The organism is Rhizobium sp. UFLA01-1127, from assembly GCF_059803845.1.
In genome coordinates, this window is record NZ_JAUQTZ010000053.1 from 1 (window position 1) to 22,860 (window position 22,860).

The 22,860-nt window shown below is 60.4% G+C and carries 20 protein-coding genes and 1 tRNA gene; 7 read left to right on the forward strand and 14 right to left on the reverse strand.

The annotated features are described in order from the left end of the window. From Q4Q11_RS15305 to Q4Q11_RS15325, 5 genes are all read right to left on the reverse strand, one after another. The coding region (locus Q4Q11_RS15305) for a transglutaminase family protein (protein WP_498570020.1) at positions 1–845 on the reverse strand (845 nt) is incomplete at its 3' end. Between the two features lie 4 nt (positions 846–849). Continuing rightward, positions 850–3,267, reverse strand: a complete 2,418-nt coding sequence (locus Q4Q11_RS15310) for a circularly permuted type 2 ATP-grasp protein (RefSeq protein WP_498570021.1) — start codon at positions 3,265–3,267, stop codon at positions 850–852. A 13-nt stretch (positions 3,268–3,280) separates the two neighbouring features. Beyond that, positions 3,281–6,601: a transglutaminase family protein gene (locus tag Q4Q11_RS15315; RefSeq protein ID WP_498570022.1), complete on the reverse strand. Its 3,321-nt coding sequence runs from the start codon at positions 6,599–6,601 to the stop codon at positions 3,281–3,283. A gap of 181 nt (positions 6,602–6,782) precedes the next feature. Next, entirely contained in the window at positions 6,783–8,210 is a 1,428-nt protein-coding gene (locus tag Q4Q11_RS15320) for a mannose-1-phosphate guanylyltransferase/mannose-6-phosphate isomerase (protein ID WP_113337233.1), read from the reverse strand. Positions 8,211–8,459: 249 nt separating this feature from the next. Further along, on the reverse strand, positions 8,460–9,560 hold the full coding sequence (locus Q4Q11_RS15325) for a DUF475 domain-containing protein (RefSeq protein ID WP_112502964.1): 1,101 nt from the start codon (positions 9,558–9,560) through the stop codon (positions 8,460–8,462). A 403-nt stretch (positions 9,561–9,963) separates the two neighbouring features. Here Q4Q11_RS15325 and Q4Q11_RS15330 point away from each other — a divergent pair, with 403 nt between their 5' ends. Next, a complete protein-coding gene (locus tag Q4Q11_RS15330; RefSeq protein ID WP_112502967.1) occupies positions 9,964–10,221 on the forward strand; it encodes a hypothetical protein in 258 nt (85 codons plus the stop codon). Between the two features lie 31 nt (positions 10,222–10,252). Here the strand turns inward: Q4Q11_RS15330 and Q4Q11_RS15335 are convergent, their stop codons facing one another. Further along, on the reverse strand, positions 10,253–10,729 hold the full coding sequence (locus tag Q4Q11_RS15335) for a hypothetical protein (RefSeq protein ID WP_112502970.1): 477 nt from the start codon (positions 10,727–10,729) through the stop codon (positions 10,253–10,255). A gap of 169 nt (positions 10,730–10,898) precedes the next feature. Beyond that, a complete protein-coding gene (locus Q4Q11_RS15340; RefSeq protein WP_112502972.1) occupies positions 10,899–11,144 on the reverse strand; it encodes a hypothetical protein in 246 nt (81 codons plus the stop codon). Between the two features lie 309 nt (positions 11,145–11,453). Here Q4Q11_RS15340 and Q4Q11_RS15345 point away from each other — a divergent pair, with 309 nt between their 5' ends. After that, positions 11,454–11,762, forward strand: a complete 309-nt coding sequence (locus Q4Q11_RS15345; protein WP_112502974.1) for a hypothetical protein — start codon at positions 11,454–11,456, stop codon at positions 11,760–11,762. Positions 11,763–11,901: 139 nt separating this feature from the next. On the opposite strand, the gene Q4Q11_RS15350 is transcribed toward Q4Q11_RS15345, so the two are convergent. Continuing rightward, positions 11,902–11,976 (reverse strand) — tRNA-Val (locus tag Q4Q11_RS15350). Between the two features lie 84 nt (positions 11,977–12,060). Beyond that, entirely contained in the window at positions 12,061–12,423 is a 363-nt protein-coding gene (cpdR1, locus tag Q4Q11_RS15355; protein ID WP_004117561.1) for a response regulator CpdR1, read from the reverse strand. Positions 12,424–12,696: 273 nt separating this feature from the next. On the opposite strand from cpdR1, the gene Q4Q11_RS15360 reads away from it, so the two are divergent. After that, on the forward strand, positions 12,697–13,596 hold the full coding sequence (locus Q4Q11_RS15360; RefSeq protein ID WP_498570023.1) for an N-formylglutamate amidohydrolase: 900 nt from the start codon (positions 12,697–12,699) through the stop codon (positions 13,594–13,596). Positions 13,597–14,089: 493 nt separating this feature from the next. Next, positions 14,090–14,863, forward strand: a complete 774-nt coding sequence (gene hisN, locus Q4Q11_RS15365) for a histidinol-phosphatase (protein WP_113213624.1) — start codon at positions 14,090–14,092, stop codon at positions 14,861–14,863. Positions 14,864–14,865: 2 nt separating this feature from the next. On the opposite strand, the gene Q4Q11_RS15370 is transcribed toward hisN, so the two are convergent. The 3 genes from Q4Q11_RS15370 to Q4Q11_RS15380 all read right to left on the reverse strand — a co-directional run bounded on the left by Q4Q11_RS15370 (position 14,866) and on the right by Q4Q11_RS15380 (position 17,651). Further along, positions 14,866–15,840, reverse strand: a complete 975-nt coding sequence (locus Q4Q11_RS15370) for an alpha/beta hydrolase (protein WP_113337232.1) — start codon at positions 15,838–15,840, stop codon at positions 14,866–14,868. A gap of 130 nt (positions 15,841–15,970) precedes the next feature. Next, positions 15,971–17,038 (reverse strand): cyclic nucleotide-gated ion channel, encoded by a 1,068-nt coding sequence (locus tag Q4Q11_RS15375; protein ID WP_112502980.1) that lies wholly within the window; start codon positions 17,036–17,038, stop codon positions 15,971–15,973. A 133-nt stretch (positions 17,039–17,171) separates the two neighbouring features. Continuing rightward, positions 17,172–17,651 carry an Lrp/AsnC family transcriptional regulator gene (locus Q4Q11_RS15380; protein WP_498570024.1) on the reverse strand — a complete coding sequence of 160 codons (480 nt, stop codon included), beginning with the start codon at positions 17,649–17,651 and terminating at the stop codon, positions 17,172–17,174. Between the two features lie 130 nt (positions 17,652–17,781). Here Q4Q11_RS15380 and Q4Q11_RS15385 point away from each other — a divergent pair, with 130 nt between their 5' ends. Both Q4Q11_RS15385 and Q4Q11_RS15390 read left to right on the forward strand, forming a co-directional pair. Beyond that, positions 17,782–18,198, forward strand: a complete 417-nt coding sequence (locus Q4Q11_RS15385; protein ID WP_112502984.1) for a DUF2000 domain-containing protein — start codon at positions 17,782–17,784, stop codon at positions 18,196–18,198. A 353-nt stretch (positions 18,199–18,551) separates the two neighbouring features. Next, positions 18,552–19,016, forward strand: coding sequence for an Hsp20 family protein (locus tag Q4Q11_RS15390; protein ID WP_498570025.1), 465 nt, complete (start codon positions 18,552–18,554; stop codon positions 19,014–19,016). A gap of 102 nt (positions 19,017–19,118) precedes the next feature. Here Q4Q11_RS15390 and Q4Q11_RS15395 read toward each other — a convergent pair whose 3' ends face one another. Then, complete coding sequence (locus Q4Q11_RS15395) at positions 19,119–20,144, reverse strand: bile acid:sodium symporter family protein (RefSeq protein ID WP_112502989.1); 1,026 nt, start codon at positions 20,142–20,144, stop codon at positions 19,119–19,121. Positions 20,145–20,252: 108 nt separating this feature from the next. Between Q4Q11_RS15395 and Q4Q11_RS15400 the strand changes: the two genes are divergently transcribed. Beyond that, complete coding sequence (locus Q4Q11_RS15400; protein WP_498570026.1) at positions 20,253–21,110, forward strand: LysR substrate-binding domain-containing protein; 858 nt, start codon at positions 20,253–20,255, stop codon at positions 21,108–21,110. Between the two features lie 172 nt (positions 21,111–21,282). Here Q4Q11_RS15400 and Q4Q11_RS15405 read toward each other — a convergent pair whose 3' ends face one another. Then, positions 21,283–22,329 carry a threonine aldolase family protein gene (locus Q4Q11_RS15405; protein WP_498570027.1) on the reverse strand — a complete coding sequence of 349 codons (1,047 nt, stop codon included), beginning with the start codon at positions 22,327–22,329 and terminating at the stop codon, positions 21,283–21,285. Positions 22,330–22,860 lie beyond the last annotated feature (531 nt).

The window sequence follows — 22,860 nt, forward strand, 5'->3', positions numbered from 1 at the left end:
GATTTCTGACTGCCGTAGCCCTTGAGCACGCCGATGACGGGCGACACATCCGAATAATCGCGGCCATAGGCCACGACGATGTGATCGGTGCCGGCGGGCATGTTGTTGGTCGGATCGAGCTCGATCCAGCCGGTCGTCTCGCCGCACCAGACGCGCACCCACGCGTGCATGGCGTCGGCGCCCTCTAGTCTTTCCTTGCCGGGTGGCGGAATGGTGCGCAGGAAGCCGCTGACATAGCCCGCGGGAATGCCGAGGCTGCGCAGCGCGATGATCATCACATGCGAAAAATCCTGGCAGACGCCGCGCTTGAGGCGGAAGGCTTCCTTCGGCGTGGTGTCCACCGTCGTCGCCTCGGGATCGTAGACGAAGTCCTTGTGTATCTGCGAGCAGACCGCGTGGGCGATCTGCAGGGTCGTCAGATTGGTTGATTTCCACTGCTTGCCGTAATCTGCGATCTCCCTCGTATCGGGCAGACGCGGGCTGTTGCCGAGGAAATGGTGAGGGGAGGAAGGATCGACCGACCAGCAGTCGTCGATCTCTTCAGGCAGCTTGGCAAGCAGCGGCGAGAAGTCCGCCCCGACCGGCTGGCTTTCCACCTGGACGCGTGCCTGCATGCGGATGTCGAGCCTTTCATGCGGATCGCGCACCAGGATCGAGGTTGCCGGATGCTGGAAGAAATCCGTGAAGTTCGATTGCTCGTCCGGGCTTGGAGTTATTTTCACCGAGCCGGCGATCAGCCGCTGCCGATCGGGCAGGGAAAGCGGCATGACGCGCAAAATATGCCGAGCGCCGCTCGCCGGCACGTCGTAGATATAGCCCATGTGAAGCGAAAGGTCGTAGAGCATCACGTCATCCGAGATAGGTGCGTGCCAGCAGGTCGGAAAGCCGCTCCAGTTCGCGTGCCAGCTGCTGGTAGACTTCGACGGTCATCGTTTCGGGCGTCATCACGGCTAGGCCCGAATGCAGCCGCATGGCCTCGCGGTAGAAGGGCGACATCTGGCCGTTGACGAAGGCATTCGGCAGTTGCTCGACCTCGCGGTGGATCTCGTTCATCTGGAAGAGGATCGAGCGCGGGTTGAGGGGATCGAGCGCCAGAAGATCCGTCACTGTCAGGCGGGCGGTATTGACGTTGTAGCGGCGGCGATGGGTCATGACGCTGTCGCCGATTTCCAGCAGCATATCGAGGGCGCCGTCGGGCGCATCAGGGCCGGACATATGGCCGAGAAGCCTTGTCATGTGCAGGCCGCGCTCGATATAGCGGCCGAGCGACAGGAAGCGCCAGCCGGTGAAGCGGTACATGTTCTCGTGTACGAGTCCGGCAAAACCTGCGAGCTTGCGCAGCAGGATCGTCATGGCATGGCTGGCATCGTCACCATGCTTGACCCTTTCCTTGAAGCGTCGCGCGGTCTTGGCAAGGTCGTTCAGCGCGAGCCAGCCATCTGGCGAAAACCGGTCGCGGATATTGCTGGCCGAGTAAACCGCACTATCGATGTTGCGAACCAGGTTTTCGGGCACTGCTTCCTGAGTATCGATGTCGATGGCGGCGAGATAGGCGCTGACATCGGCAAGCAGCGGCTGGTTCGGATCAGCCGCTTCGGCAAAACGCCCGTGCCAGGCGCGCAGGATGCGCAGGGCGCCTTCGGCGCGCTCGATATAGCGGCCAAGCCAGAAGAGGTTGTCGGCGGCCCGGCTCGGAAGACTACCTGGCATGTTTCGGGTGAAGGTCTCTTCGGCCGGCAGCAGCGTGTGTGCCTCGACCGGCTTGTCGGAGACGATCCAGACATCGGCGGCCGAGCCGCCGGCCTGCATGGCAATCGCCGCGACATCGTCGCCGCTGCCGATGCGGGCGAAGCCGCCGGGCATGATCTGCCAGCCGTTTTCCGTGCGGGCGGCGAAGACACGCAGGCTCATCGGCCGTGGCGTCAGCTTGCCGTTGACCCAGGCCGGTGTGGTCGAAAGTGTCACGACCTCCTGGCCCACCAGCTTATGGCCTTCGGTCGCCAGCCAGTCCGCAATCGAATCGCGGGCGGTGCTGCGCAATGTCGAGCCCAGCACCGATTGGCCGTTGTCGTCGAAGAAGGGCATGCGGGAATAGGCCGGTCCGATGACCATCTTCTCGATATTGGCGGCGACATGTTCGCGCTCGCTCTTCTGGCCGCACCACCAGGTCGCGATCGAGGGCAGCTTCAGTTCCTCGCCGCGCAGATGCCGGCAGATGGTCGGCATGAAGGCGAGTAAAGCGCGTGTCTCGAGAATACCGGAGCCGAGCGCGTTGACGATGGTCACCGTCTGCGCTCGCAGCGCCTCCACCATGCCGGGCGTGCCGATATGGGATTGCTGATTGAGCTCCAGCGGATCGGCGTAAGCCGCGTCGAGGCGACGCCAGAGCACGCTGATCGGCCGCAGGCCTGCGACGGTGCGCACCATCAGCCGATCGTTGACGACGGTGATGTCTTCGCCTTCGAGCAGCATGAAGCCGAGGTAGCGGGCGATATAGGCGTGCTCGTAATAGGTTTCGTTTGCCGGTCCCGGCGTCAGGACGGCGACACGGCCTTCGCCGCTGCGCTTGCCACCCAGCAGGGCATCGCGAAAAGCGCCGAAAAAGGAGGCGAGGCGATGGACCTTGGTTTCGGCATAGATATCCGAAAAGGCGCGGGTGGTGGCGACGCGGGTTTCCAGTGCGAAGCCAGCGCCGGACGGCGCCTGCGCGCGGTCGGCCAGCACCCACCAGTTGCCATCCGGACCGCGGCCGACTTCGAAAGCCAGGAAATGCAGATAATGACCGCTTGCCGGCTTGATGCCGACGAGCGGGCGCAGGAACTCCGGATTGGCGGCGATCAGGGCCGGCGGCAGCAGTCCTTCGCCGACCAGCCGGCTGTCGCCATAAACGTCCGCGATGATCGATTCCAACAGATCGGCACGCTGCTGCAGGCCTTCGGAGAGCGCCTGCCATTCGCGCTCGTCGATAAGCACCGGGATATGCGAGATCGGCCAGCCGCGTTCGCTGATCCCGGTCGTCCCATAGGCTCGATAGAAAACACCGGCATCGCGAAGATAGCGGTCGGCGCGGGCGAAGCGCTCGGCCAGCTCCTCTTCCGTCATGCGCATCAGCGCCGACAGGAAGTTTTGCCAGACGGGGCGGACGGCGCCTTTGTTGTCGACCATTTCATCCGCGACGCCGGGCAGGGGACGATAGGCAAAGGCCGAATCGTTGCCGATACCGGTCTTTACCTCATCCCGTCGTTCCGTCGCCGGTTTTCTACCCATGCACAGTCTCGTTTCAAATTCCCGCCGGACGCCTGAGGTCGAGCGTCAGCGGGAATTCCACCGATGCAGTCTCTGGTCTTACGGTATAGCCACCTGCTGTATGCCCCCAAGGCTCGAAACGCGCAAGACGTCGCGCCTCCGCCTCGTTGCCATTGACGGGAAAGGTGTCGTAGTTGCGGCCACCGGGATGGGCGACATGGTAGATGCAGCCGCCGATCGAGCGGCGCGACCATGTATCGTAGATATCGAAGGTCAGCGGCGTGTCGACGGGGAGCACCGGATGCAGGCCCGAGGCCGGATGCCATGCCTTGTAGCGCACGCCGGCGACCGAGACACCAGCCATTCCTGCCGGCGTCAGCGGCACGGGGCGGCCGTTGCAGGTCACCGTATAGCGCGAAGGATTGGAGGTTTCGAAGCGAACCTGCAGGCGCTCGACCGATGAATCGACGTAGCGTACGGTGCCGCCGATCGCGCCTTCTTCGCCCAGCACATGCCACGGCTCCAACGCCTGGCGCAGCTCCAGCTTGCTGCCCTCGTATTCGACTTCGCCGCAGAAGGGGAAGCGGAACTCGAGCTGCGCCTGGAACCATTCCGGCCGCAGGTCGAAGCCATTTTCACGGAGATCGGCGAGCACGTCGAGGAAATCTTGCCAGATATAATACGGCAGCATGAAGCGATCGTGCAGCGTCGTGCCCCAGCGCACGAATCGGCCATCGATCGGATTGCGCCAGAAGCGAGCAATCAGCGCGCGCACCAGCAATTGCTGGGCAAGGCTCATACGGGCATTCGGCGGCATTTCGAAGCCGCGGAATTCGACAAGGCCAAGCCGACCGGTCGGTCCATCAGGCGAGAACAGCTTGTCGATGCAGATTTCCGAGCGGTGGGTGTTGCCGGTGGCATCGGTCAGCAGATTGCGGAAGAGCCGGTCCACCAGCCACGGGAGCGGCTGCAGCCCGCGACCCGGCGCCGGCACCTGGGCCAGCGCGATTTCCAGCTCGTAGAGGCTGTCATGGCGTGCTTCGTCGATGCGCGGGGCCTGGCTGGTCGGGCCGATGAACAAGCCGGAAAAGAGATAGGAGAGAGAAGGGTGGCGTTGCCAGTGCAGCACCAGGCTCTTCAATAGGTCGGGACGGCGCAGGAAGGGGCTGTCGCTCGGATTGGCGCCGCCGACGACGACATGGTTGCCGCCGCCGGTGCCGGTGTGACGGCCATCGATCAGGAACTTGTCGGTACCGAGACGCGTTTGCCGTGTCTCCTCATAAACCGCCGTGGTAATGTCAACGCACTCCTGCCAGTTCGATGCGGGATGGACGTTGACCTCGATGACGCCGGGATCGGGTGCGACGCGGATGACGTTGATGCGCTCGTCCTGCGGCGGCGAGTAGCCCTCGATATGCACCGGCAGCCCGAGATTGGCGGCTGCATTCTCCGCGGCGGCCAGCAATTCGAGATAGTGCTCGATTCGTTCGACAGGCGGCATGAACACGCAAAGCCGGCCGTCGCGCGGTTCGACCGAGATCGCCGTGCGCACTGCACCGCCGATCTCACCGAGTGTCTGCTCGATGCGCGATTGCGAACTCTCATCGGCGTGGAACGAGGCTTCCGGCATTGCACGGCCTGCTGGCACGACGACATCTGGCAAGGGTACGCGCGGGACGGACGGATCGGCGGTATGGATATAGGGATAGTGCGACGGAGGCACATAGGGCAGTGTGCCGAGAGGAAGGCGGTAGCCGACCGGCGAATCGCCTGGCACCAGGAAAATCTTGCCGCGACGCGTTCGCCACTTTTCGCTGACCCAGCGCGTGGCACCGGCACGGGCGTTCCATGCTTGTACCGGTAGAATATAGCCAGTCGCGGTGGTCAGGCCGCGCTCGAAGACACGGGCGATGCGGCTGCGCTCCTCGGGGTCCTTCAATTTCGAATTGGAGGGATCGACATTTTCAGGCAGGCTGCCTTCCTTGATGATCCATTCGGCCGGGTCTTCGTAGGCCGGCTGCACCATTTCCGGCTCGATGCCCAATTCCCCGGCGATCGCGTTGAGAAGCTTGCCGGCATCGTCCGCACCCACGCCGGTTCTCGCTGTCTCTTCGGCGATCAAGGCGGGATTTTGCCAAACGGGCTTTCCGTCTTTGCGCCAGTAAAGAGAGAAGGTCCAGCGCGGCAGGCTTTCGCCCGGATACCATTTGCCCTGGCCGTAGTGCAGGAAGCCGCCGGGCGCGAAGCGCTCGCGCAGGCGGCGGATCAGCTGATCCGCCATGTCGCGCTTGGTCGGGCCGACGGCGGCGGTGTTCCATTCCTCCGACTGGAAATCGTCGATCGAAATGAAGGTCGGCTCGCCGCCCATGGTCAGGCGCACATCGTCTTCCCTCAGGATCGCGTCGACCTTTTCGCCGAGTGCATTCAAGGCATCCCAGCTTTCGTCGGAGAAGGGCTTGGTGATGCGCGGATGCTCGGCGACGCGGGCGACCTTCATTCCGAAATCGAATTCCGTCTTGGCCTCGCCGAAATAGCCGCCGGAGATCGGCGCGGCATTGCGGTAATGCGGCGTAGCGGCCAGCGGAATATGACTTTCGCCGGTCAGCAGGCCGGAGGTCGGGTCGAGGCCGACCCAGCCGGCGCCGGGAAGATAGACTTCGGCCCAGGCATGCAGGTCGGTGAAATCGACCTCCGTGCCCGAGGGGCCGTCGAGCGCTTTGAGGTCGGGTGTGAGCTGGATGAGGTAGCCGGAGACGAAGCGGGCGGCGAGGCCGAGATGACGCAGCACCTGAACGAGCAGCCAGCTCGTATCGCGGCAGGAGCCCTTGGCGGTCTCCAGCGTCTCCTCGGGCGTCTGCACGCCGGCTTCCATGCGGATGACATAGCCGATCTCTTGCTGCAGGCGCGTATTGAGGCCGACGATCATATCGACGGTCTTTTGTTCCGAGCGATCGAGCGTGGCGAGGAAGGCTTTCAGCCTGGGGCCGGGCTCCTCCGGCTTCATGTAGATGGAAAGATCTTCACGGATGGTCTCGGGGTAGCCGAAGGGCCATTGCGTCGCTTCCTCTTCGACGAAGAAGTCGAAGGGATTGTAGACCGTCATGTCGGCGACGAGATCGACCTCGATCTTCAGCTCCGTCACCGGATCGGGAAAGACGAAGCGGGCGAGGTAATTGCCGTAGGGATCTTGCTGCAGGTTCACGAAATGGTTCGACGGCGTGACCTTCAGCGAATGGCTCAGCACGCGGGTCTTGGAATGCGAGGCGGGTTTCAGGCGGATGATCTGGGGGCCGAGGCGGACCGGATTGTCGTATTTATAGTGGGTGAGATGATAGATGCTTGCCTTGATCGCCATATGTCTCTTCGCCTAGCCCGCATCGTTGTGCGGTGATTGCTGTTCCCGCAGCCAGTGTGTGCAATGCAGCGAAAGAAAGCAAGGCGTCTCTCGGCGCTTCAAAAGCTCCGCCGTGCGCCGCCAAAACAAAAACGGCGAACTTTTTGCCCGCCGTTTTGAAAACTCGATCCGGTCGTTGCAATCAGCTTCTGCCGAACTCGTCGACGAGACGGATGATATCGTCTTCGCCGAGATAGGAGCCGGTCTGCACTTCGATCAGCTCCAGCAGGATCTTGCCTGGATTGGCCAGGCGATGCACTTCGCCGAGCGGGATATAGATCGATTCGTTTTCGCGCAGCATCTGCACGTTTTCGCCGACCGTCACTTCGGCCGTGCCCTTGACGACGATCCAGTGCTCGGAGCGATGATGATGCTTCTGCAGCGACAGCTTCTTGCCCGGCAGCACGAAGATACGCTTCACCTGGAAGCGTTCGCCGTTCAGCACCGATGTATAGCCGCCCCAGGGGCGATAGGAGGTCGGATGCGTCTCGGTGAGCTTGGCGGTCTTCTTCTCGCTTGCCAGCAGCTTGACGAGCTTGCCGACTTCCTGGCTGTCCTTGAGATGGCCGACATAGACGGCGTCTTCGCTGGCAATGACGGCGACGTCCTCAAGCCCCTGTACGGCGACATGCAGGCTGTGCGACATGACGAGCGAATTCTTCGTGTTGACCAGCGTTGTGGCGCCCGCCGACACGTTGCCGCTTTCGTCACGGCTGCCGACTTTCCACACCGCATCCCAGCTGCCGAGATCGGACCAGGTGAAAGGCGAGGGAACGACGGCGGCATTGGCCGTCTTTTCCATGAGCGCGTAGTCGATGGAGATGTTGGGGCTCTTTGCGAAATGATCGGCGTCCAGGCGGGTGAAATCGAGGTCGCGCGTCGATTTGGACACCGCCTTGCTGGCAGCCTTTTCGACGTCGGGCGCAAACTCCTTCATTTCGGCCAGAAGCTGGGAAGCCGAGAACATGAACATGCCCGAGTTCCAGTAGAAGCCGCCGCTGGCAACCATCTCCTGGGCTTTGTCCAGTGCCGGTTTTTCGACGAAACACTTGACGGCATGGGCGCCGGTCGGGAGTGCCTTGCCGCTTTCGATGTAGCCGTAGCCGGTTGCAGGCTCCGTCGGCTTGATGCCGAAGGTGACGAGTTTGCCCTGCAGTGCCGTGTCGCGCGCCAAACGGACGCAATCGTAATAGGTCGTATTGGCATCGATCTCATAGTCGGAGCCGAGGACGTGCATGATCGCGTCCTTGCCGAAAAGCTCGGTGACGAGCGCGGCGGCGGCGGCAACGGCGGCAGCCGTATTGCGGGCGACCGGCTCCAGCAGCACCGCCGCCAGTTTCAAGTCGAGCTCGCGCGCCTGCTCTGCGACGAGGAAACGAAACTCCTCATTGGTGAGAACGATCGGCGCTTCGTAGAGCTCGGGATCGGCCACCCGCTCCAAAGTGTTCTGAAACAGCGTCCTGTCGCCGATGAACTGGATGAATTGCTTCGGGGCAGATGCGCGCGATAGCGGCCAAAGCCGCGTGCCCTTGCCCCCTGCCATGATCACTGGAACGATTTTGGCTGCCATATTGCCTCTCCTGGATACTACATTCGAGAGCCGCCCGCAAAGATACGCAACCACTGCGTTTCCTGCTTATGCTCCTTGGACAACTTCAATCGCCATTGCGATATTTTTGCACAAAACGCTAGCGCTAATGTGTCGTGAGCGTAAACATTCGGCGATCTTGGCGCGGAAATTCCAAGGAAAGTCTGTCGCTGGCACCTTTCTCGCAAAAGACAGCCACGGATCTTCGAGCCGCGGCTGTTTCTTCGCGGCCTATGCCTCCGCCCGATCCCGCTGCTTATCTTGCGCCGCCGCATGGTTGATGCCGTTGCGCCTGTTGTAGCGGATCGACGACCAGAGCGAGATGCCGATCAAAGCTGCGCCGCCGAGGCCGGTGAGGACTTCGGGGATATGCATCAGTGTTTGCATATACATGATCACCGAAAGGATCAGGATGGCGTAGAAGGCGCCATGCTCCAGGTAGCGGTAATGTGCGAGCGTACCTTTCTCCACCAGCATGATCGTCATGGAGCGGACATACATCGCGCCGATGCCGAGGCCGATGGCGATGATGAAGAGGTTCTGGGTGAGAGCGAAAGCGCCGATGACGCCGTCGAAGGAGAAGCTGGCATCGAGGATTTCGAGATAGAGAAAAGCGCCGAAGCCGCCCCTTGCCGCCGCGCTCATGGTTTGCTGCGAGGCATCCAGAAAGCCAGCGAGAACCTCCACGAGCAGGAAGGTCAGAAGGCCGTAGATTGCGGCATGCAGGAAAGCCGTGGCATCATCACCGTCCAGTATGGAGGTGAAGACGAGAATGAGGATCAGCACGAAGGCGATTTCGACGCCCTTGACGGTGGCAAAATGCGCCATCCGCTTTTCGATGAAGCCGATCCAGTGCACGTCCTTTTCGTAATTGAAAAAGTAGGTAAGGCCGACCATCATCAGGAAGGTGCCGCCGAAGGCGGCGATGGGCAGGTGCGCAGCCTGCATGATCTCGGCATATTGCTCGGGCTTTGCGGCCGCAAGTTTCAGCGCTTCCCATGGATTGATCCATGCCGCGATGGCGACGATTGCCAGCGGAAAGATGATGCGCATGCCGAAGACGGCGATGATGATGCCCCAGGTCAGGAAGCGATGCTGCCAGACCGGGGTCATTTCCTTGAGCTTGTTGGCATTGACGATGGCATTGTCGAAGGAGAGCGAGATCTCCAGCACGGCAAGGACCGTGCAGATGAAGAAGGCCGTGGCGAGGCCACCGAAGGTGCCGGTGGTATTCCAGCCGAGCAGGCCACCGAGGACAAGACCGCCGACGGTGGCGGCAAATGCCCAGCCGAAATAGCCGAGCACGGATTTTGAGGCGATCGGCGAGGTCATGGGGACACCTCGCTGTAAAATGAATGGGTACGCGCGGATTGCGCGCATAGCCGCATACCGAAGACGGCATGCGGGCGAGGCATGGTCAAGCTGATCATGGAAAGAAGTCCGCCGGCTCATCTGCAGGCGGTACCGACATCGCGAGAGCGCCGTGAAAACTCTCGCCAGAGGGGCCCGGCACCAAAGTTCAATCCGCCGCCGATGTCAGAGAGGCGCGGAGATGATCAATAGTTAATGAAGTCGCGACGCAGGTCAAGGGTTGAATCAGCCGTCGTCACGATTGCTCCCGCCAATTGAAATTTGGGAACCAAACCGACAAAGGCTGCGTTTGCCTTTCAAGCATGTTTGTGCCGCCCGTCGGCGGATTTATCGTCTCGATCAACGATAGACAGGAGAAGCTCTCATGAGCCCGACCCCCACTTCCAATTATAGCAAAGGGCAAGCGAAAAAGCCGGAATTGACCGATCGGCAGAAGAAGGCTCGCCCGAATACGCTGCGTCAAGCACAGGTCTTGCCGCCGCATCATGTAGATCTGACGCTGCAGCCGGTGACGCACGAGGAGGTGCATGTCCCGGCCCATGTCAACGGTGCAGATCTGTCACGCGAAGCACCGGCTGGTACCAGTCACGGGCATAAGCCGAAGAGCGGCCAGCGGCATTAACGCGGGCCTGCGCCGTATGCCAAAACCATGATCATTTGTGGCGGGGTGTCTTGCCGTCAGAGGTGAAGCTGCCGTTGAAGCTCATTTCGGTCGATTTCGCGGAGCATTCGATGGCAACCGGCTTGCCGGCATAGGGGTTGGCAAAGGTGCAGGCGCCCTTTGCCGGGACTTGATTCGATATATTGTTGCCGGCTCCCGTCGCGATAACCTCAATCGGCAATTGCGCGGTGCCTTTCTGGCTGCCGGGCTTGATGCCTTTCCCATTGCCGCGGAAGGCGAGCATTTTGCCGCCGGATGTGAAAATGAAAGTCACGGAGCCGTCGGGTGCAGTGACGCTGGCGAGTTCTGCCTTACATCCCTTTGAGGCATCGAATTTGCCGACCACGAGCTTGGAGCATTTTCCGCTGACGACGGTAGCACCCTGTGCCGGAAAATTCTCGACGGTAGCAGCTGCGGCCTGTGTAGCGACCAGCGCCGTGAATCCAAAAGCAATGCCTGCGAATCGCATAAGAGGGGCTCCTTTCAAGCCCCTGCAGATTCGCCGATCAAAATGTGGCAGTCAACCCGAAGCGGTGCACAAGTCCGAAACCACAGACGGCGCCCGGACTTAGGCCGGGCACGTCAGAGCCTGATGTGAGAATGCCGCTGTCGTAAGGTCGCCGCAGCCGTTGTGCGCCTCAATGTTGTTGCGCCGGTTCCGGAACAAGCGAGCCGATCAACTGCAGCAGAGCATTCTGGCGATTGCCGCCGCCGGCCAGGAATTCATAAAGGGTCATGCTCTTCTCGCTGCCGCCGTCGACGACATAATCCGCCTGGCGGATGACGTAGACCTCACCGCTTTCGGTATCGCGGGCGAGATGGAACATATATTCGTCGCCGTTGGACTTATGGTTTTTGTAGAACTGCCGCTTCACCACCGTCATCTCGTCCTCCCGTATGATCGATGCGCTGATATGACAGTAGGATGACGGCGAGGCCGGAAGTCAAGCGGCTTGTGGCGGTTGTGTCGCAGGGTTCGCACCGGCTGCGATGGCCGCGAACATCAGCATGTGATTGGATATCTTTCAAAAGGCTACTATTCTCGACCTGCGCTCGAATTTTTCGAGACGCGGCTGGAGCGGTTCAGCCTCATGGAATCTTTGACCCGCTCCATCTTTTGTTTTTTTCGCAATTCCGGACGGAAAACCGCTTCGCACTTTCCCTGGAATTGCTGTAGTTGGAGATCGAAGCACATGAGAATGATGTTAGCGCTGGGTGCGATTTTGAGCCTGGCATGCGTCTCCGCCGGCGAGGCGCCTTCAAACTATCAGACCTATCACGGCATTCGCGCCGACGCCGACCCGGTGGTGCTGGCAACATACGAGAGGGTTCTCGATCGTTGCGAGCCCGAAGCCTATTCCTGGCGGCGCGGATCGCCGGATCCAGACAGTACGTTCTACTGGCTCGCCTTGAGAAATTGTCTCTACCGCCACGGCTTCGTGGATCGTGGCGCCTATGCCTACCCCACGACGGCGGTATTCCGACATATTCTGGAGCAATGACGGCCGACGAACGGTTGCGGTCTTGCGGAACATTTGCCGATGCAAAAACCTTCGCGATATACGCAGGCCTAGTCGGGCGGGAGGAAATGAAAAAGGCCTTTCGATTTCTCGAAAGGCCTTGCTTTTCAGCGAATTAGGATGGTGGGCGTGACAAGGATCGAACTTGTGACCCCTACGATGTCAACGTAGTGCTCTCCCGCTGAGCTACACGCCCATCCGATGGCGGCGCATAGATCACAAAACCTTGGTCGCCGTCAATAGGCTTTTTTTCGGTTTTGTGACGCGGCCGCCGAAAGCCTTATGCGGCAAGGAGTTTGTTGACTTCGTCAACGAGTTCGCGGAGGTGGAAAGGCTTGGAAAGAACCTTGGCATCCTTCGGCGCCTTCGAATCGGGGTTCAAGGCGACAGCGGCAAAACCGGTGATGAACATCACTTTCAGGTCGGGGTCGAGCTCGGTGGCGCGCCGCGCCAGCTCGATGCCGTCCATCTCGGGCATGACGATGTCGGTCAAAAGCAGCGAGAACGGCTCTTCGCGCAGCCTGTCGTAAGCGCTTGCTCCATTGTCGAAGGACAAGACCTTGTAGCCGGCTTTTTCGAGTGCCTTCACGAGAAAGCGACGCATGTCGTTGTCGTCTTCGGCAAGAAGTATCTTCTGGGTCATCATCTCTATCGCTAATCAATCTTGTCTTGTTGGACTCGTCCAACGTTTAGGGTAGCGCCGCGCCGTAAACAAGCCGTGAATGGTCAGCCAAAACGCGTCATTCCGACATTTGTTCGAAACGCAAGTGCGTTCCCCGAAAACGCCTTGCGTTTCCGCTGACGAGGTATCCGGAGATTTCGAATACGGCGCTTTGGATTAAGGCCATTTCGGTCAAGTTACTATGGACTTGCGGTCATGCAACTGGCAACATGATTGCTGCGACAAGTTGTTGATATGGTAAAGACGTTGATGTCCGCGGAAATGCGCAGTTTTGAGATTTTCGAGGTGTTGGAGCCTGCTTCCCAGACCATCCCGTTTGTCTACAGCTCGCCTCATAGCGGTCGCATCTACCCCCCCGATTTCATCGCTCAATCCCGCCTGCAGGGCATCGCTATCCGCCGCTCAGAGGATCACTACGTCGATGAGCTCTTTTCTGCGGCGAGTTCTCTTGGCGCGCCGTTGCTCTTTGCCAATTTTCCGCGTGCGTACATCGATGTGAATCGCGAGCCCTATGAGCTCGATCCGCGCATGTTCGACGGCGCTTTGCCATCCTACGCCAATATCAATTCGCTGCGGGTCGCCGGCGGGCTTGGCACGATTCCGCGAATCGTCGCCGAGAATATGGAGATCTATGCGCGCCGTGTGCCGGTGGAGGATGCATTGCGGCGCATCGACACCATCTACAAGCCCTATCATGCCACGCTTCGGCGGCTGATCGCGCGCACTCATGTCAAATTCGGTTTCGGCGTGCTGGTCGATTGCCATTCCATGCCAGGCAATATCCGCATAGCCGGCAGCAATATGCGACCCGATTTCATCCTCGGCGATCGCTATGGCACGAGCGCCTCGGCCGAGCTGTCGCGCGCCGCCATGCAGATCCTCGAGGAGCTCGGCTTCAATGCGGTGCGTAACAAGCCTTACGCCGGAGGCTTCATCACCGAACACTACGGCCGCCCCTCCCGCGGGCTGCATGCCCTGCAGATCGAGGTCAACCGCTCTCTCTATGTCGACGAGACGACGCTCGAGAAACGTCCGGATTTCGACAAGGTCGCTGCCGGCATCACGCTCTTCATGAAACGCATGGCCGAGCATGTGGAGTCCTATACGGGCGATCCGGCACTGGCTGCGGAGTAGGGCAAAGCCTCTTCGCCCCGCAGAGGCGGTGAGAAGGTTGGGCGAGACATTGAGCAGGGCGAAATGTCGACGCCTCGGATAAGGGGCTGTCTCGGAACTTTCAAAGCGAACAGAATCCGTCGAATCGCTTGGCTGTGGTGATGGTCGGTCGTGTTTGTCGCTGCCGCATCATCGTGCCCGGCCCCTTGCTTTGACCGTCTACCTGCAAGCGGGGCGAGGGGATGGCTCCAACAAAAAAAGAACCGCGCTTGTGGCGCGGCTAAGTCTAGGGAGGAAACACCCAAGGAGGGTATTTACAGTCAGAAGACTGTAGTTGCATGTTGCTGCCGCACTGCACAAATGTCAAGCATTTTATTGCGGTGCAAAATATTTAGGCATATTCGAAAATCCTGCCTGATCGGCAGGCATTCCGCCTGCCGCGTCATCATCCGGTTTGCTTCAAGGCCCATATGGGTTATGACATCGCTCATCCCGCCATTTACCCGGATTGACCATGCTTCCTGATCGCTCGTTCTTCTATCGTCTTGCCGAAGTGGCCAAGGCCGAAACATTGCCGCGCTTCCGGGCCGGCATCGACGTGGTCAACAAGGAAGCCAAGGGCTTTGATCCGGTGACGGAAGGCGATCGCGCCGCCGAAGAGGCGATTCGCGCATTGATCGAGGCCGAGTTCCCCGATCACGGTATCCTGGGCGAGGAGCATGGCAATGTCGGGCTCGACCGGGAGCATGTCTGGGTGATCGACCCGATCGACGGCACGCGCGCCTTCATCTCGGGCGTTCCCGTCTGGGGCACGCTGATCGGCCTGCAGAAGAACGGCCGCGCCACCATGGGGATGATCGACCAGCCCTTTACCGGCGAGCGCTATTTCGCCGACGGCAATGGCGCCACCTATTCCGGTCCTGACGGCGAAAGGCGGCTGCAGGTCCGCGATTGCGGCAGCCTCTCGAACGCAACTCTTTTCACCACCTCGCCGCATCTCTTCCTCGGCGAGGAGCTTGCCAAATATCGCGAAATCGAGAACCAGGTCCGGCTCTTCCGTTATGGCTGCGATTGCTACGCCTATGCGCTGCTGGCCGCAGGCCATATCGACCTCGTCATCGAGAATTCGCTGAAGCCCTATGACGTCGGCGGCATCATTCCGGTCGTCGAGCAGGCCGGCGGCATCATGACCACCTGGGATGGCGGCCGCCCCGAAATGGGCGGAACGATCATCGCAGCCGGCAGCCGCACGGTTTACGAGCAGGCTCTGGCTGTGCTGTCTCGCTGAGATCAGGCTTCCGCTTCGATCTCGTAGGCATTGGTTTCAGCATCGCTGCCGGGGATGAAGGCATGGATCGCGGCCAGCGCCTGATTACGGTAGATATCCCGTTCCTGCAGGATTTCATGCTTGGCGCCGTGGACAGGTACGAGCTGTGCCGCGCGAAAATAGCGAGACAGCCGCTCCTGATCGGCATAGGGTACCACGCCGTCCCGCGTCGGCGCGATCAGCACCGTCGGGATCTGAATCGAAAACAGATGTTCGGGCATGTTGACCTGTCCGATCGCCCGCAAGGCCTGCGATAGCCAGCGTGCCGTCGGTGGCCCCAGGCAAAGCTGCGGGTAGGCAGTGCTGATACCGACGTTGCGCCGGTAGCGTTGCTCGTCCGTCGTCAGAGGATTCTCGGCAAATGGCCTTTCCTTGAACTTCTTGCTGAATTGCATGCTGCCAAGGCCGATGCCGCTGACGGCACCGGAGAGGAGGCGGATAAAGCCCGGCGAGGCGCCGTGACCGGTAAGGCCGATAAAGGGGGCCGACAGCACCATGCGGTCGATGCGGCTTGCAAGCCTCGGCGCGGCAGACAGGGCAATCAGTCCGCCCGTCGAATGGGCGAGGAGAAAAAAAGGCAGGCGCGTATCCGGCAGGACGATCTTGTCGAGGAAGGCCGTCAGGTCGCGCTCATAATCGGAAAAGTGCCGGATGTGGCCGCGCAAAGGGTCTCTCAGCAGTCGCTCCGATCCGCCCTGGCCGCGCAGATCGAAGGTCGCAACCCAAAGGCCCCTCCCTGTAAGGTCGCGGATCGTCTCGTAATATTTCTCGATGAATTCGTTACGGCCCTGCAGCAGCACGACCGTTCCCTTGGCGACCGGCTGCTCGCAGCGAAAGACGGCATAGCGCAGCTTGCGTGCGTCGAAACTTTCAAAGAAGCCTTCGGTGCGGTTTTCCGGCACCGGATTGTCTGCGGTGGAATAGAGGATCGAATCCATGACGGTGTCGCGCCTCGCTGACCAATGTCTCATCTCAAGGGGATAGCTCAGGCGGGGGGAATTGCAACAGGTTTGTTGGCTTTTGTCCGAAGGGTGCGTGCAAGGACCGACGCCATGAAGATCGTTCACATCAGCTCTTCGGCGCCGTGCCGCGTCGCTCCAGCGCGGTCTTGCGGATGATATCGGCAATCTCCGGGCTGCTGCTCGACAGCATCTGGAAATCCGATGAATAGAGCGACAGCAGCGAGACTTCGGTCGCGGCGCTGACGGTTGCAGACCGGGGCTCGCCGGTGATCAGCGCCATCTCCCCGAAGAAGCTGCCGGAGCCGAGTTCCACCGGGGTCGGCGTGGCGACGCTGACGCGGCCTTCGACGATGAAATACATCTGGTCGCCGGCCTCGCCCTTGCGGCAGATAATGCCGCCGGCCGGCACGACGCGAGGTCTCAGCGCCCGTACGATCTCGATGAGGGCGCCCGAACCGAGCTTCTGAAACAGCGGCACTCCCGCCACCAGCTGCCAGTTGCGCACGAAGTCCTGACGGCGAACCTCTTCATAGAAGCCGGTGGCGAGAATGCCGGCCCATAGGGCAAAGATGCCGATCCCGCACATCATGACCAGCCCGGCAAGGACGCGGCCAGCGAAACTTTGCGGAATCTCGTCGCCATAGCCCGTCGTCGACAGCGTCGTCACAGCCCACCACATCGCGAGGGGAATGCTGCCGAACTTGTCGGGCTGGACGTCGCGCTCGATGATGTAAGCGGCAAGCGCTGCGGCGAACAGAACGATGCCGAAGATCGAGGTGACGCCGATCAGGTTGCGTGCTTCCTTGGTCAGGACCCTGCCCAGTAGCCGGAAGAAGGTCGAGCCGCGCAGCGGCTTCAAAAGCCAGATGGCGCAATAGAGGCTTTGATCACGCCCGCGGATGAGAAGGAATGCGGCCAGAGGGACCAGCACGGCCAGCACGTCGACGGCGATTTCCGGTGCCCTGCCGCGAACGTCTTTTGCGCGATGTATGACCAGCGTCTCGATCAATTGCAGAACATAGACGGCCCAGACGCCGGCAAGCAGGACTTCCAGGATGAACCTTGTCTGTTCGGCTATGTCGGGCGCCGTAAGCACCGCCACTATCAGCAGACCAATGACTGCCAGCAATACATTCAGCGACGAGGAAATCTTCGAGAAAGAGAGCGCCGACATTCAATACCCCCAGGCAATACCCGGGGGCGGGCCGCCACTTGCCTGAGAATAGGATGGCTTCGATCCAAACGTAAAGAGGCGCATGGGCGCGCTGTCTCCCCGATACCGTACCTGGCACCCGTGCCTTGCGCCGCTATCGCTGGCCGACCCCTAGCGGAAAACCCTTGAAGGGCTTGATTTCCTTCAGCACGAAGGTCGTCTGCATTTCCTTGATACGCGGCAGACGGCGAACGACGGCCATGGCGAAATCGGCATAGCTGTCGAGATCGGCGGCCACGACCTGCAGCAGGAAATCCGCGTCTCCGGCGATGCTGTAGCAGGCGACGACCTCGCTGAGTTTCAGCACGTCGCGGGAAAATTCTTCTGCTTCCGCCTCGCTGTGGCTGTCGATCTTGACTCGGATGAAGGCAAGGACGCCGAGGCCGATCTGGCGCCGGTCGAGGGCGGCCGTATAGCCGTGGATCACGCCGGTTTCCTCGAGCTGGCGCACGCGCCGCCAGCACGGCGAGGTCGAGAGCCCGACTTCGGACGAAAGGGCCTGGTTGGTCAGGCGTCCGTCCTTTTGGAGGGCGTTAAGAATTTTCAGGTCGATGGGCTCTAGGGCAGAAGGCATATATGACTCGAATATCGATCTATACCGGTAGCTTCTACCTAATATCATCGATTTCTGGCAACGAAAGGTAGGAATATCCACAATGTTGGAGATACTCTGCAAGCCAACGCGACAAAAGCAAAGGTTTTCCATGCTTCCCGATATCCGTCTTGCCATTGTCATCAATCCGGCTCTGCCTCTCGGGCTGATTGCCAATACCGCAGGCGCGATCGCGATCGGATTGGGCGCGCGGTTTCCCGCACTTGCGGCCCGGCGATTGGCGGACAGAGAAGAGCGCGCGATAGACATAAGCTCGAATATGCCGGTGCCGATGCTGCAGGCCGATGCCGATGCCATCCGATCGCTACTGCTGAAGGCCCTGCCCCAGCAGGGGGAGCGGGCGGTCGTCGCCTTTCCGGCTTTCGCGCGGTCTCTGCACGACTACAGGGAGTATGAGGCTACATTTCCCGGCCGCGATCTTGCCGAGGAGGTGATCGACGGGCTGGGAATAGCCGGCCCGTCGAAATGGGTGAAGTCGCTCACCGGGTCGCTGAAATTGCTGAGATAGTGCCCGCTAAGAAAAAAGGCCGGCTTGCGGAGATAGAGAGATCCGCTTCGCCGGCCGAGCAAGGACTGAAGAAGAAGGGACGATACACTTCAGTCATCGGACGATGGTGTTCCGATGGTTCGACGATAGGTCAGGCAGCCTGAACGGGTCCCGAACCAGCCGTTCATCTGCGGTTCACGCAGTGATTTTCTGCAGAACGGGCGTGGCAATGCAGGGGGCTTGAACTGAAGAAAAGCGATCCCCATCTCTTTTTCGCGGGTGCCAAACGGGCTCGCGAAACCGTCCCGAGGCCGCCAGAGTGGGGTCATGGGACAAGAACTGTAATCGCAATTGTCGCTCACAGGAGGACTTCCATGCGTCACGTAGACTTCTCTCCCCTTTACCGTTCCACCGTCGGTTTCGACCGTCTATTCACCATGCTCGACAGCCTTGGTCAGCCGGATCAGGCTCAGACCTACCCGCCCTACAACATCGAGCGGACCGGTGAAAACACCTACCGCATCACCATGGCCGTTGCCGGTTTCGACGAAAAGGAACTGAGCATCGAGGCCCACGCCCATGTCCTTCAGATCAAGGGCGAAAAGAGCGAAGAGCCGGCTGAAACCAGCGAATATCTCTATCGCGGTATCGCCAAGCGTGCCTTCGAACGTCGTTTCCAGCTTGCCGACCATGTCGAGGTCCAGGCTGCTTCACTGAAGAACGGTCTGCTGCACATCGATCTGCTGCGCAACATTCCGGAAGCCATGAAGCCGCGCCGTATCTCCATCGCGGCAGAGCCGGTGGAAACCCCGAAGGCCATCGAGGCCCACATCAACTAATGAGGGCTGACGGACAAGCCGTCAGACTCTTGATCCTCCCAAGATCAAAAGAAGCGGCGCTCCATCGGGGCGCCGCTTTCGCTTTGCGTGTCGTCAGGGGCTTCAGGCCGCATTGCTGGCTTCGCCGGAATTTCCGCCTGCGTGAGCCTTCGCAGCCTCCCGCCGTTTGGCGGCATCGGCGTATTTCTGGGCAATCACGGCACATGCCATCAGCTGGATCTGATGAAACAGCATGAGCGGCAGCACGATGGCGCCGATACTCTGGCCGGCGAAGATGACGTTGGCCATCGGCACGCCGCTTGCCAGCGACTTCTTCGAGCCGCAGAAGGTGATGGTGATCTCGTCGGCTTTTCCGAAACCGAGAGCACGGCTGCCGAACATGGTGATGCAGATCACCATCGCAAGCAGCACCATGTTGGCGACGATCACCGTTGCGATATCGATCACCGAGAAGGTATGCCACAAACCCTCCACAACGGCCTCGCTGAAGGCCGAATAGACGACCATGAGGATCGAGCCGCGATCGACCGGCATCAAGATCTTCTTCTTCGAGCGAATCCAGTCGCCGATCCAGGGCTGCAGCAATTGGCCGGCAATGAAGGGGGCGAGCAGCTGCAGCATGATCTGCCATAGAACATCCCAGGAAAAGCCACCGCCCTGGCCGCCGACCGAAAACAGGATGCCGACGAGCAGCGGCGTCAGGAACATGCCGAAAATGTTCGAGGCCGACGCCGCGCAGATCGCCGCCGGCACATTGCCGCCGGCGATGGAGGTAAAGGCAATGGAGGATTGCACCGTCGAAGGCAGCACGCTGAGGAAGAGCAGGCCGGTGTAGAGCGACACGGGCAGGATGCTGTTCGGCACGATATGGCCCATGGCCAGCACCAGCAGCGGAAAGATGCCGAAGGTCGTCAGCAGGATAACGAGATGCAGCCGCCAATGCAGCATGCCGGCGATAACGACATCACGCGACAGGCGCGCGCCATGCAGGAAGAACAGCAGGCCGATGGCGAAGTTGGTGGCAATGCCGAAATAGTGAGCGCTTGTCCCCTGCACCGGAAAGAAGGATGCCGTCAGAACGGTGAGCACCAGCAGCATGGTGAAGGTGTCTGGAAGAAAGCGGCGCATCGTGCCTACCCCAATCGCATTTGCAAGTCTCGATAATTACTCCTTGCAGATAGACCTATTGTGATCCACGATGCAAGGAATAACAGTTATCGCGATACAGGATAAGCCATGCTCGATCTCACGCAGTTGCGCAGCTTCGTCGCCGTCGAGCAGATGGGCAGCTTCACGCTGGCGGCGGAGCGGCTGGGGCTGGGGCAATCAACGGTCAGTCAGCACATACAGCGGTTGGAAGCCGAATTGGGGCGAAAGCTTTTGGCGCGCGACACGCACCGGGTCGTCCTGACCGGCGATGGCGAGGCATTGCTGGGCCATGCGCGCCAGATGCTGTCGATCGAAGGGGAGGTGCGGCAGCTTTTTGCCGGCAACAGCCTGCGCGGCAATCTTCGGCTCGGCGTTTCCGAGGATTTCGTCACCAGCCAGCTCCCGGACGTTCTGGAGGAATTCGTCCGCTCGCATCCATCGGTCGATCTCGAGCTGACGGTCGCGCTCAGCGGCGTGCTTTATGAGATGCAGGATAATGGCGATCTCGATCTCGTGCTTGCTAAGCGCCGGCTCGGCGACGTAAGAGGCAAACTCGTCTACCGTGAGCCGCTGGTCTGGTTGGCACGCGATCCGGACCGCATCCGCAAGCTTGCGACGCCGCTGCCGCTGATCGCTTTTCCCACCCCGAGCGTTACGCGCGCGGTTGCTCTGGAAGCGCTGCGCCGTCAGCAGATGCCATGGCGGATCGTCTGCACCTGCGGCAGCCTCAGTGGTTTGACGGCGGCGGCGCGCGCTGGCATGGGCGTTCTCGTGCAGCCGAAGAGCATGGCGCCTGCCGGCTTGCTGGAGACCGCGCCGGGCTGGCTGCCGACGCTGGAGGATGTGGAATTCGTGCTCGTGCCGCGCAAGGGCGCGGACCAACTTCTGGTTAATGCGCTCTCGGACGATATTCTGGCGAAGGTCAGGAGACCGCGTTCAGGCTGACGGCAGAAGAATTTATAAAGTATCGCTAAAAGCCGTTTCCGATCAGCGTCCGATCACGACGATTTATCGAACTCCGCAATGATCGCTCATCGCAATCAAAATTGACCTCTTGCCCCCATTATGAGCGCCGTCCAGCTCTGAAGCTGGCTCCGGCGCTTTTTTTCATGCGGGGTCAGGCCAAGCAGGCAAGGAAATTTGCCACATGGGCTTCGGTCGTGGCAAAGCTGGTCACAAGGCGGATCAGCGTCTCATCGCTGCCGACCAGACCCGGCTGCGATTCCGGGATCGGCCATTCGTAGAACTTCGCTCCCTTGTCCTCGGCAGTCTTGGCGGAGGATTTCGGGACGATCGCGAAAACCTCGTTGGAGGTAGTCGGCCATGCAAGGCGGGCGCCATGGGTCTTCTCCAGGCCGGAGCGCAGGCGATCGGCCATGCCGTTGGAGTGGCGGGCAAGATCGAGCCAGAGGCCATCCTGGAAATAGCCGTCAAACTGGGAGGCTATGAAGCGCGACTTGGAGAAAAGCTGGGCGGCGCGCTTGCGGATGAAGTGCATCTCCTTTGCCTTCCCGGGATCGAAGAAGACGATCGCCTCGGCGCACCAGCAGCCGTTCTTGGTGCCGCCGAAAGAGAGGATATCGACGCCGCGCTTCCACGTCATCTCGGCCGGCGTGGTGCCGAGCGCGACCAGGGCGTTGGCGAACCGCGCGCCATCCATGTGCAGCGGCAGGCCGTTCGCCTTGGCGACGGCGGCGATGGCGTCGATCTCATCCAGCGAATAGACCGTGCCGATTTCCGTCGCCTGGGTAATCGTTACCGCAGCGGCGCGGCCATGATGCACGGCGTCCTGCGGGAAGCGACCGATCTTGGCGGCAAGCGCTCCAGGATCGATCTTGCCGGCCGCGCCGCTGACGGTTGCCAGCCGTGCGCTGCTGAAGAAATCCGGCGAACCGCATTCGTCCTCGGCCACATGTGCCTCGCTATGGCAGAAGGTGATACCTCCCGGCTTCTGGACGCTGGCGAGCGACAATGAATTGGCGGCAGAACCGGTCGCAACGAAGAAGATGGCAACGTCGCGCTCGAAGATCTCCGAAAACTTCGTCTCCACCTTCCGATCCAGCTCGCTCAAGCCATAGGCGGTCGCAAAACCTTCCGACTCTGCGAGAAGACGTTCGGCGATCTTGGAGTGGGCGCCGGCCCAATTGTCGGAGGCAAAAAACATGGAAAGTGCACCAATTGTAGAGAGTGAATTGCAGCTGAGATAAATAGGGTCGGCGAGACATTACGCCAATGCAAAAACCTATCAAGCGCACGAGCTTGAAGAATGCATCACAGAAATTGATCTACGCAATCAACAAATAAAATGATGCGCCGCAGCGAAACTTTATTGCTTGATTTATGCAGCAAAGGCAATCTTCCGTCTTTCATCGACGAATTTTTGCCGTTTTGCTCTTGCGAAGGCGGAAGCTTTCTGGCATAGAGCTGATGAATTAGGACAGGGTTGCTGTCCTATTTTGGCCGCCGAGGCCGAAGATGCGCTGGAGGGTCCTGACGATGTCGGGATTTCGAGCTATAGTTACCGGGAGCATGCCTTCAAGCCTTTCAGGCGGCGGGCAGTGCGGCGGTGGAATAGCAAGGCGCGGAACGCTGACGACGGGCTCCACTCAAGGGGTCATGGTTCGCGGCCGGATCTTCACAATGCAACAGAGCTGTCGCGCGTCGGCCCCGGAAACGGACCGCGCGGGACGAAGGA